Raw genomic sequence first — 9,077 nt, 5'->3', positions numbered from 1 at the left:
GCCTGCACGTCGGGCAGGTCGCCGTGCAGCAGCGCCAAGCCGCGTCCGCCCAGGTCGTCGGCCAGGCGGAACGCGCCCAGGCCCACCGGCGCCGCCTTCAGGGCGGCGTCGACGGCCCGCAGCAGGGCCGCCGCGTTGACCGTCTCCACGATGCCGATGGTGTCGTCGTCGCCGATGTCCGCGCGCTCCCCCTGCGCGGCGCCCCTGACGGCCGGGTGCGGATCGGGCAGGAAGACCGCGTCGGTCAGCTCGCCCGCCGCGCCCCCTTCCCGGTACGCCTCCTCGACGCTGGCCACGGTGCCGCCGATCAGCGCCAGGTAGTGGCCGGGATGCACGGTGCCGCAGCGCAGCATGGCGATGGGCGCGCGCTTGAGCATGCGGTCCACGGCCAGGATGCCGTGGGCCACGCTCTCGAACTCCAGCAGGGCGAGGGCTGCGACGTTCCCTGTCATCACACGATCCTGAAGTGGTCCACCAGCACGCAGCGCCGCAACCGGCTGAAGGCGACCGGTCCGGTCAGGCCCTCGCCGGTGGGGCTGGCGATGGTGAAACTGGTGTAGCCCTCGCCGCCTTCGCCCAGACCGGCGAAGATGGGGCCGTTCTTGACGAAGATGCTGGTGTTCATCACGCGCGCCATCCGGCTGAGGGCGTCGATGTCGCGCGAGTGCATCGCAGCCGAATGCCCGAAGCCGTGCTCCGCGCGCCGGGCCAGGTCGATGCCGGCGTCCACGTCGGGCACGCGCACCACCGGCAGCACCGGCATCATCTGCTCGGTCCAGACCAGGGGGTGGCCGGCCGGCACCTCGCAGACGACCAGGCGCGGGTCGGTGCCGCCGCCGATGCCGGCGCGGGCCAGGATCTCGCCCGCGTTCTTGCCGATCAGGTCCTTGTTCATCACCGCGTGCTCGCCGGGGCCGCGGGTCTCGGCGAAGATCGTCCGCTCGAGCAGGCGCAGGTCGGAGGCGTCGGCCAGGTAGGCGCCGTGACGGCGCATGGCGGCGATCAGCTCGCCCGCCGCCTTCTCGGTGACGAAGACCTCCTTCTCGTCCACGCAGATGATGTTGTTGTCGAAGGAGGCGCCGCGCACGATGTCGCGCCCGGCGGCGTCCAGGTCGGCCGTCCCGTCCACCACCACCGGCGGGTTGCCGGGGCCGGCGCAGATGGCGCGCTTGCCGCTCTGCATGGCCGCCTTGACCACGGCGGCGCCGCCGGTCACCGCCAGCAGCCGCACGCCGGGGTGCTTCATCAGGGCCTGGGCCGAGGCGATGGTGGGCACGGCGACGGCCGTCACCAGGTCGGGCGGCCCCCCGGCACCGACCACGGCGCGGTTGATCAGCCGGATGGTCGCCATGGAACAGGCGCGGGCGCTCGGATGCACGTTGAAGACCACGCTGTTGCCGGCGGACACCATGCCGATGGTGTTGCAGATGATCGTCGAGGTCGGGTTGGTGGTCGGCGTGATCGCGCCGATGACGCCGTAGGGGGCGTATTCGGTGAGGGTGAGGCCGCGGTCGCCCGTGCGGGTGGCGGGCGTCAGCGCCGCGGGACCTTCGGTCTTGAGCGTGACCAGCCGGTTCTTGACGCGCTTGTCCTCGTAGCGGCCAAGGCCGGTCTCCTCGTGGGCGAGGCGGGAGAGCTCGTCGCAGGCGTCGAGCATGGCCGCGCGGACCGCGTCGACGATGCGCATGCGCAGGTCGAGGCTGGCCGCGCTCAGGCGGCGGAAGGCGCCGGCCGCCGCCTCCACGGCGCGGTCGACGTCGGCGTGGACGCCGTCGACCAACATTTCGGAATCGCGTGTGGAGGGGGTAGCCGCCGCGGCCGACGCGACTTCACGGGCGGGGGGTGCGCCGCCGCCCAGCAGCCGGTCGGCCAACCGGCGGGCGATCCTGTCGACCTGCTGGTCGCTAAGACTCGCCATGACACTCTACCTCTTTTCGCCGTTCATTGCATGCGCGAATGTCGTGCAACATCCGGCTAGTCGTCGCGGCCCTTCTTGTAGCGTTGCTCGCCGCCGGTCTCCCAGCTGTCGACGATCGCCATGACCACGGCGTCGATCGGCTTGGCGTCGGTCATCACCGTCTGGCGCGCCGAGGATCCCGAGGCGTAGAGCACGTACTCGCCTTCGCCGGCGCCCACGACGTCGGCGGCCACGACCGTGGCGCCGGTGGGCACGCCGTCCGGGCCGACCACGCCGAGCATCAGCAGCTTGAAGCCCTCGATGCTCGGCTCCTTGCGCGACGACACCACCGTGCCGAGCACTTTCGCCAGGTTCATTCCAGCCTCCTCGGCGGACTACTTCTTCGCGGGCTCCGCCTGGCGGCCCAGGGGAACGACCAGATCCACGTTGGCGTGCGGGCGTGCGATGATGTGCACCGCCACGATCTCGCCCACGCGGGCGGCCGCCGTCTGGCCGGCGTCGCAGGCGGCCTTGACCGCCGCCACGTCGCCGCGGATCACCGCCGTCGTGTAGCCGCCGCCGGTCTTCTCGTAGTTTACCAGCTCGACGCGGGCCGCCTTGACCATGGCGTCGGCCGCCTCGACCATCGCCGCGAAGCTGCGGCACTCGATCATGCCCAATGCATCAGCCATCTCGTCTCTCCTTGTCTCGGGTTCACCTGTCGATCTCGCGTCCGTCCAGGGCCGCCAGCGTTTTCACCGCCGCGGGTCTTGCCACTTCCACGTCCTTCTCCTCGCCGCCGATGTAGACGCGCCCGAAACTGCCGAAGGCGCGCACCTCGAGGATGTTGATGTTCGCCGCCTTCTCGGCCTCGTTGGCCGCCAGGGCGGCGTAGGCGGCAGGTTCGCATTCGAGCACGAACAGGGTCTGTCCCGACAGGATCAGGTTGCCGTGCCGCATGCGGTTGATGAGCATGCACTGGTGATCGTCCAGGTGGCGTACGACCTGGTTGGAGACGATGCGGGGCTTGAGCCGCTGCTCCTCGCGCAGATCCAGGGCCTTCAGGATCGCCTGTCCGGACTGCCGCACGTCGGCCTGGCTGTCGGAATGGACCTCGAGCATCCCGAAGTGCCGCTCGACGATCTGCATGCCCGGCGTGACGTTGGTCGATTTCAGCGCGATATCCATGACCCGGTTGATCTCGATGCCGGGGGCGATCTCCACGAACAGGCACGCCTGGTCCACCCGGGGCAAGAAGCCCTGGGCGATCGTCGCCTGGAAGGAGGCGAACTGGGGCTGCAGGCTGTCGATGACGCAATAGGCTCTCAGGTCGACCATGCCGTTCCCTTCCTGCGGTCAGAGGCGCGTCGTCGCGCCGTGCGCTTCCTCCACGATGGCGATGCTGGCGCTGGCGCCGATGCGCGTGGCGCCGGCCTCGATCATGCGCCGGGCGTCGCTGTACGACTTGATGCCGCCAGACGCCTTCACTTCCATGCCCGCGGGCCGTACGACCGAGGCCATGATGGCCACGTCCTCGGCGGTGGCGCCGCCCGAGGCGAAGCCGGTCGAGGTCTTCACGAAATGGGCGCGGGCCCGCTTGGCGAGCTCGCAGACGCGTCGTTTCTCATCGTCGGAGAGCAGCGCCGTCTCGATGATCACCTTGCTGACGGCGCCGCCGTCGCGGCAGGCCTCGACGACCGCGCGGATGTCGCGCAGCACCAGCGCGTCGTCCCCCGACTTCAGGGCGCCGACGTTGATCACCATGTCGATCTCCCTGGCGCCGTCGCGGATGGCGCGACGGGCCTCGGCCGCCTTGATCTCGGGGACCGCTGCCCCGAGCGGGAAACCCACCACCGAGCAGGTCAGCACGCCGCTGCCGCGCAGGCCGTCGGCCACGAGCTTCACCCAGCAGGGGTTGACGCAGACCGAGCGGAACCCGTGCTTGCGCGCCTCGTCGACGATCCGTTGAACCTGTTCGCGGGTCGCGTCCGGTTTGAGGATGGTGTGGTCGATGTAGCAGGCTATGTCCTCGGGTATCGGGCCGCAGGCGCCGGGTCCCGTGGTGAGGCGGCCGGCGCCGAGCGCCAGGAAGCGGCGCGCGGTGTCGGGGCAGGAGGCCACGCCCGGTCCCTCGGGCGCGGCTCCTGCCGCCAATCGGGAGCCTACCATGCATTCCAGCTTGGCGACGATCCGTTCCATGTCCGCGTCCGACAGACCCGGTATCCCGCCGTCCGTGGCGGAAACGACGGGTGCTGCGGCCGCGGTCGGCGGACTTCCCTGTATCGTCTCGTCGATCATGGCCACCCTCCTCTGGTGGCGCGGCTCCACGCAATCGGTCGACATGAACACATCCACGATCTGTCGGGCCAGGTTGACGCCGATCAGGCCCGCGCCCAGGGTCAAGACGTTGGCGTCGTTGTGCTCGCGGGCGTTGCTGGCGCTGGAGACGTCGTAGGCCATCGACGCCCTCACGCCGGGCACCTTGTTGGCGACCATGCAGGAGCCGATGCCGGCTCCGTCGATCATCACGCCCCGCTCGGCCTGGCCGGTGGCGACGGCTTCCGCCACCGAACGGGCGAAACCCGGGTAGTCGACAGCTTCATTTGATGAAGTACCGAAATCGAAGATTTGATGGCCCGTCGACTTGAGGTGCTCGATCAAGCGCCCCTTCAGCTCGTAACCGCCGTGATCCGCACCGATGGCGATCTTCATGGCCGCGGCCTTCCTGTCGTGGTCCTCATGACCAGACCTGCGAGTCGTCGATCCGGTCCTCGCCGGGACTGGGGTGGATGCCGCCCACCTCCAGGTCCAGCACCGTCTGCAACCTGCGCACGAAACGCCTGAACCTGGTCACGCCGGCCTCGGTGATCTGGAAGGTCGTGACCGACCTGCGCCCCTGGGCGGACTTCCTGATGCTCACGATGCCGGCGCTTTCGAGATTCCGGGTCTGGACGTGCAGGTTGCCGTCGGCCAGCCCGGTGTTGTTTCTCAATTCCATGAAGCTCAGGGGGCGCCCGGGCATCAGGGCGGCGACCACGAGCAGGCGGGCCGGTGAGGCCAGGATGGTATCGAATCGTTCCGTCACCGCCGACTCCCCGTGGATGGCTCCGTTTCTACTTCATGAAAAGAAGTATTCGGCAGATTATTGAATGAGTCAAGTATAAAGTTCCAGAAAATGTCAATAACACTTCATGATATGAAGTTATTGCTCGTGCAGGGATTCCAGCTCTTGCCAACGCGCGTACCTGTGGTCCAGCGCGGTTTCGAGCCGCGAGAGCCGGTCCCGCAGTTCGCCGACCTGCTCGCCCGCCGACCTGTAGAGGTCCGGATCGGCCAGGCGCGCCTCGAGTTCGCCCTTCTCCTGCTCCAGAGATTCGATCTCGCCGGGCAAGGCCTCGAGTTCGCGCGTTTCCTTGAAGCCGAGACGGCGCTTCTGACGGCTCGGGGGCGCGGGCCGGCTCCGGCGCTCCTTCTCCTGGCGCGGGGGGGCGGACGCCTGTTCCAGCCTCTCCCAGTCCCGCCAGCCGCCCGCCGACTCGACGACCCGGCCTCCCCCGGCGAACACCAGCGTGCTGGTCACGACGTTTTCCAGGAAGGCGCGGTCGTGGCTGACCAACAGGAGGGTGCCGGCGAACTCGGCCAGCAGGTCCTCCAGGAGCTCGAGGGTCTCGAGATCGAGATCGTTGGTCGGTTCGTCCAGGATCAGCAGGTTGGCGGGTCGCGCGAAGATGCGCGCCAGCAGCAACCGGTTGCGTTCGCCGCCGGACAGGCGCGTGATGGGCGAGCGGGCCCGGTCGGGCGTGAACAGGAAACGCTGCAGCCAGGTCAAGACGTGGACCTCGCGGTCGCCGACGAAGACGCTGTCGTTGCCGTCGGCCACGTTCTCCTGGACCGTGCGGCCCGGGTCGAGGATCTCGCGCTGCTGGTCGAAGTACACGACCTCCAGCCCGGTCCCCAGGCGCACCGAGCCGGAGCGCGGGGGCAGCTCGCCCCGCAACAGCCGCAGCAGGGTGGTCTTGCCGGCGCCGTTGGGTCCGACGACGCCCACGCGGTCGCCGCGCAGGATCGTGCAGCTCAGATCCTCGATCAGGACCTCGTCGCCATAGGCGAAGGACACGCCCTCGGCGCGCGCCACCAGGCGACCGCTGCGTCCGGCCTCCCGCAGCTCCAGGTCGGCCGTCGCGGGACGGTCCCGCCGGGTGCGCCGCTCCTCGCGCATGGCCAGCAGGCGGCGGACGCGTCCCTCGTTGCGGGTGCGGCGCTCGCGGACGCCCTGACGCACCCAGACCTCCTCCTGGGACAGGCGCTTGTCCAACCCGGCGTTGCGCTTGCGTTCGGCGGCGAGCTCTTCGTCGCGGCGGCGCAGGAAGGTGTCGTAATCGCAGGTCCAGTCGCTCAGGCGGCCGCGGTCCAGTTCGAGGATGCGGCGCGCCTGGCCGCGCAGAAACTCCCGGTCGTGCGTCACGAAGATCACGGTGCCGTGGAAGCGTCGCAGCAGCTCCTCGAGACGACGTATGGCCGGTATGTCGAGGTGGTTGGTGGGCTCGTCCAGCAGCAGGACATCGGGATCGGCGGCCAGCGCCCGCGCCAGCAGCACGCGGCGCCGGCGCCCGGTGGACATGGCGGCCGTGTCCTGATCCGGCGAGACACCGACCAGCGACAGGGCGCGCTCGGCCTCGTGCGCCCGGCCCCCCACCACGTCGAGGGCGGCGCCCGCCAGCTCCGGGGGAATCTCCTGGGGCAGCATGGCGACGCGCAGACCCGGTTCGCGCGCCAGCTCGCCGTGGTCGGGCGCTTCCTCGCCCGCGAGCAGCCGCAGCAGCGAGGTCTTGCCCTCGCCGTTGCGTCCGAGCAGACAGATGCGTTCGCCGCGCTCGATGCGCAGGTCAACCCCATCGAGCACGGGTGGTCCGCCGAAGGCGAGCGACACCGATCTGAGCACGATCTGGGACATGGGCAGAACTCCGCCTCCGAAGGGATCAAACCGGCGCCGGGATCGGACATGGCGATTCCGGCACGTTCGCAGTATGCTCGGAGTCGAGGCGCCGGACCCGTCACGGGACTGACGGGAGCCCGGACCGCATCTCGATTATACGTAATTGTAGCAAGACAGCAGGATAATCCTATCGGTTCTCATTCGCCCGGGGCCTAGATTATTCACGATGCCGCCGCGCTGGCGAAAACCGGCGGCGGCCCGGTCGCATGCGGGGGCCCGAGCCCCGAATGGAGGCGTGAGGATGTCGATCGACGAACATATGGGCGGATCGCCGGCCCGGGCGGCGCCGGGCGGCGATACGGTCGCTGGAATCGCGGGGGGCCTGCAATTGCTCGAGCGGGCGCTGAAGTCCGTGACCTGGGGCACGGTCTTCTCGCCACGGGTCGGCAGCTGGTCCTACGATCCGGGGAAGGACGAGGTCATCCTGTCGGACGAGACGTGCGAGATCCTGGGCATCACGGGCGGCGAAGCGGCCTACGATCTCGCGCGCGTGCTGGCCTTGGTCCACGCCGCGGACCGCGGCCGCGTCGCCTCCTCCCTGGAGTCCGTCATCGTGGGCCGGTCGGAATCCGTGATCGCGGAGTTCCGGCTCAAGATCGACGGGCCGGGCGAGAAGACCATCCGGGCCGTCGCCGAGCGCGTCGTCACCCCCGAGGCGGACACGACCCTCGTGGTGGGCATGATGATGGACGTTACCGCGCACTGGCGGCAGGAGCGGCAGCTCGCTCGCGATCGCGGCCTCTTCCTGGGCGGGCCCACCATCTTCTTCCGCTGGCGCGCGGACGACTACTGGACGGTGGACTACGTCTCTGCCAACGTCGGCGCGTACCTGGGCTGGACGCGGGATCAGATGCTCGTGCCGGGTTTCCGGTACGGCGACATCGTCCATCCCGAGGACATCGACGCGCTCGTGGACCGGGTGGACGAGGCCCTCGCCGCGGGCGACGACCACCTCGAACTCGAGTACAGGATCGTGCGCCCGGATGGCGAGGCGATCTGGGTGCACGAGTCGACGGTGGCCCTGCGCGATGAGAAGGGCGAGCCGGCCGGTTTCCACGGCTACGTCCACGACGTCACCGGACGCAAGCTGAACGAGCTGGACCTGGAGCGGCGCGTCGCCGAGCGGACCGCCGAGCTGGCGGAGGCTACGAAGAGGGCCCGTTCCGCGGACGATCTCAAGACGCGTTTCCTGGCGACGTTCTCCCACGAGCTGCGCACCCCGCTGCACGCGATCATGGGTTTCACCGACATCATGCTCAGCGGCCTGTCCGGCGAGATCAACGACGAGACGAGGGAGCACCTGGGCTACGTCAAGGAGAGCGCCCTGCAGCTGCGACAGCTGATCGACGACACGCTCGACCTGTCCAGCATCGAGGCGGGCACCCTGAAGATAGTCAACACGATCTTCGACATGCGCGAAGTCGTCGAGAGGGCGCTGCGCGGCGTCCAGTCCGACCTGCGGAGGAAGGGGCTGGCATCGAGGTGCACGATCGCCGACGATGTCAGGGAGATGTTCGGGGCGCCGCTGCGCCTGGAGCAGATCCTGCGCAACCTGCTGGACAACGCGGTCAAGTTCACCGACGAGGGCGTAGTGGCCGTCGACTGCCGGTTCGAGAATGGGCGCCTCCGGCTGTCCGTCTCCGATACCGGGCCGGGCATTCCCCCGGAGGAGCTCGCGGCGATCTTCGAGGACTTCCGCCAGTCGAACGTGATGCCGGACCGCACTCGCCGTGGCGTCGGGCTGGGGCTGGCCATCTGCCGGCGCCTGGGGGGCCTGATGGGCGGCGAGATCGAGGTCGCGAGCGAGCTGGGCCGCGGCAGCGTCTTCACGTACTCGCAACCCCTGATCGTACCTTTCTGAGGAGATGCGCATGGCCCCCGACCTCGAACCAGGCTACACCGTCTTCGCTACGTCCCTGGGCGCTTGCGGACTGGCCTGGACCCGCAAGGGCGTCGACTTCCTGATCGCGCCGGAGAACGACGACCAGGCCGTGCGCGCCGAGCTGGCCGCGAAATGCCCCGGCCGTCCCGAGGTGAAGCGCCCCGGCGCTCCCGTCCGCGACGTGATCCAGCGCCTGTGTCGTCACCTCTCGGGACGACCGGATCCCCTGACGGATGTCGCGCTGGACCTGGCGCGCTTCTCGGCCTTCGGACGCAAGGTCGGCCGGGCGCTGCGGCGGGTGC

10 protein-coding genes are annotated in these 9,077 nt (G+C 69.4%); 2 read left to right on the top strand and 8 right to left on the bottom strand.

Going from position 1 to position 9,077, the window contains the following annotated elements:
• From KJ554_00130 to KJ554_00095, 8 genes are all read right to left on the bottom strand, one after another.
• Positions 1-452: BMC domain-containing protein (locus KJ554_00130; GenBank protein MBU0740736.1), on the bottom strand; the 452-nt coding region annotated here is incomplete at its 3' end.
• A complete protein-coding gene (locus KJ554_00125; GenBank protein MBU0740735.1) occupies positions 452-1,918 on the bottom strand; it encodes an aldehyde dehydrogenase EutE in 1,467 nt (488 codons plus the stop codon). The genes KJ554_00130 and KJ554_00125, both read right to left, overlap by 1 nt.
• A 56-nt stretch (positions 1,919-1,974) precedes the next feature.
• Positions 1,975-2,274: a EutN/CcmL family microcompartment protein gene (locus tag KJ554_00120; protein ID MBU0740734.1), complete on the bottom strand. Its 300-nt coding sequence runs from the start codon at positions 2,272-2,274 to the stop codon at positions 1,975-1,977.
• A gap of 18 nt (positions 2,275-2,292) precedes the next feature.
• The gene (locus KJ554_00115; GenBank protein ID MBU0740733.1) at positions 2,293-2,589 is read right to left on the bottom strand and encodes a BMC domain-containing protein; all 297 of its coding nucleotides are present in this window, start codon (positions 2,587-2,589) and stop codon (positions 2,293-2,295) included.
• A 22-nt stretch (positions 2,590-2,611) separates the two neighbouring features.
• On the bottom strand, positions 2,612-3,235 hold the full coding sequence (locus KJ554_00110) for a hypothetical protein (protein MBU0740732.1): 624 nt from the start codon (positions 3,233-3,235) through the stop codon (positions 2,612-2,614).
• A gap of 18 nt (positions 3,236-3,253) precedes the next feature.
• Positions 3,254-4,609, bottom strand: a complete 1,356-nt coding sequence (gene deoC, locus KJ554_00105) for a deoxyribose-phosphate aldolase (protein ID MBU0740731.1) — start codon at positions 4,607-4,609, stop codon at positions 3,254-3,256.
• 25 nt (positions 4,610-4,634) lie between these two features.
• On the bottom strand, positions 4,635-4,982 hold the full coding sequence (locus KJ554_00100) for a transcriptional regulator (protein ID MBU0740730.1): 348 nt from the start codon (positions 4,980-4,982) through the stop codon (positions 4,635-4,637).
• A gap of 117 nt (positions 4,983-5,099) precedes the next feature.
• A complete protein-coding gene (locus KJ554_00095) occupies positions 5,100-6,851 on the bottom strand; it encodes an ATP-binding cassette domain-containing protein (protein MBU0740729.1) in 1,752 nt (583 codons plus the stop codon).
• Positions 6,852-7,134: 283 nt separating this feature from the next.
• Between KJ554_00095 and KJ554_00090 the strand changes: the two genes are divergently transcribed.
• Positions 7,135-8,754 carry a PAS domain-containing protein gene (locus KJ554_00090; GenBank protein ID MBU0740728.1) on the top strand — a complete coding sequence of 540 codons (1,620 nt, stop codon included), beginning with the start codon at positions 7,135-7,137 and terminating at the stop codon, positions 8,752-8,754.
• 10 nt (positions 8,755-8,764) lie between these two features.
• Positions 8,765-9,077, top strand: a 313-nt coding sequence (locus tag KJ554_00085; protein MBU0740727.1) for a hypothetical protein, incomplete at its 3' end; no start/stop codon positions are given.

Source organism: bacterium, from assembly GCA_018814885.1.
Taxonomy (GTDB): Bacteria; Krumholzibacteriota; Krumholzibacteriia; order LZORAL124-64-63; family LZORAL124-64-63; genus JAHIYU01.
This window is presented reverse-complemented; position numbering and strand designations above follow the sequence as displayed.

Bases quoted from the DNA above. Each gene is read 5' to 3' on its own strand.
- KJ554_00120 (MBU0740734.1), bottom strand. From the start codon at position 2,274: ATGAACCTGGCGAAAGTGCTCGGCACGGTGGTGTCGTCGCGCAAGGAG.
- KJ554_00125 (MBU0740735.1), bottom strand. From the start codon at position 1,918: ATGGCGAGTCTTAGCGACCAGCAGGTCGACAGGATCGCCCGCCGGTTG.
- KJ554_00090 (MBU0740728.1), top strand. From the start codon at position 7,135: ATGTCGATCGACGAACATATGGGCGGATCGCCGGCCCGGGCGGCGCCG.
- KJ554_00110 (MBU0740732.1), bottom strand. From the start codon at position 3,235: ATGGTCGACCTGAGAGCCTATTGCGTCATCGACAGCCTGCAGCCCCAG.
- KJ554_00115 (MBU0740733.1), bottom strand. From the start codon at position 2,589: ATGGCTGATGCATTGGGCATGATCGAGTGCCGCAGCTTCGCGGCGATG.
- KJ554_00095 (MBU0740729.1), bottom strand. From the start codon at position 6,851: ATGTCCCAGATCGTGCTCAGATCGGTGTCGCTCGCCTTCGGCGGACCA.
- deoC (MBU0740731.1), bottom strand. From the start codon at position 4,609: ATGAAGATCGCCATCGGTGCGGATCACGGCGGTTACGAGCTGAAGGGG.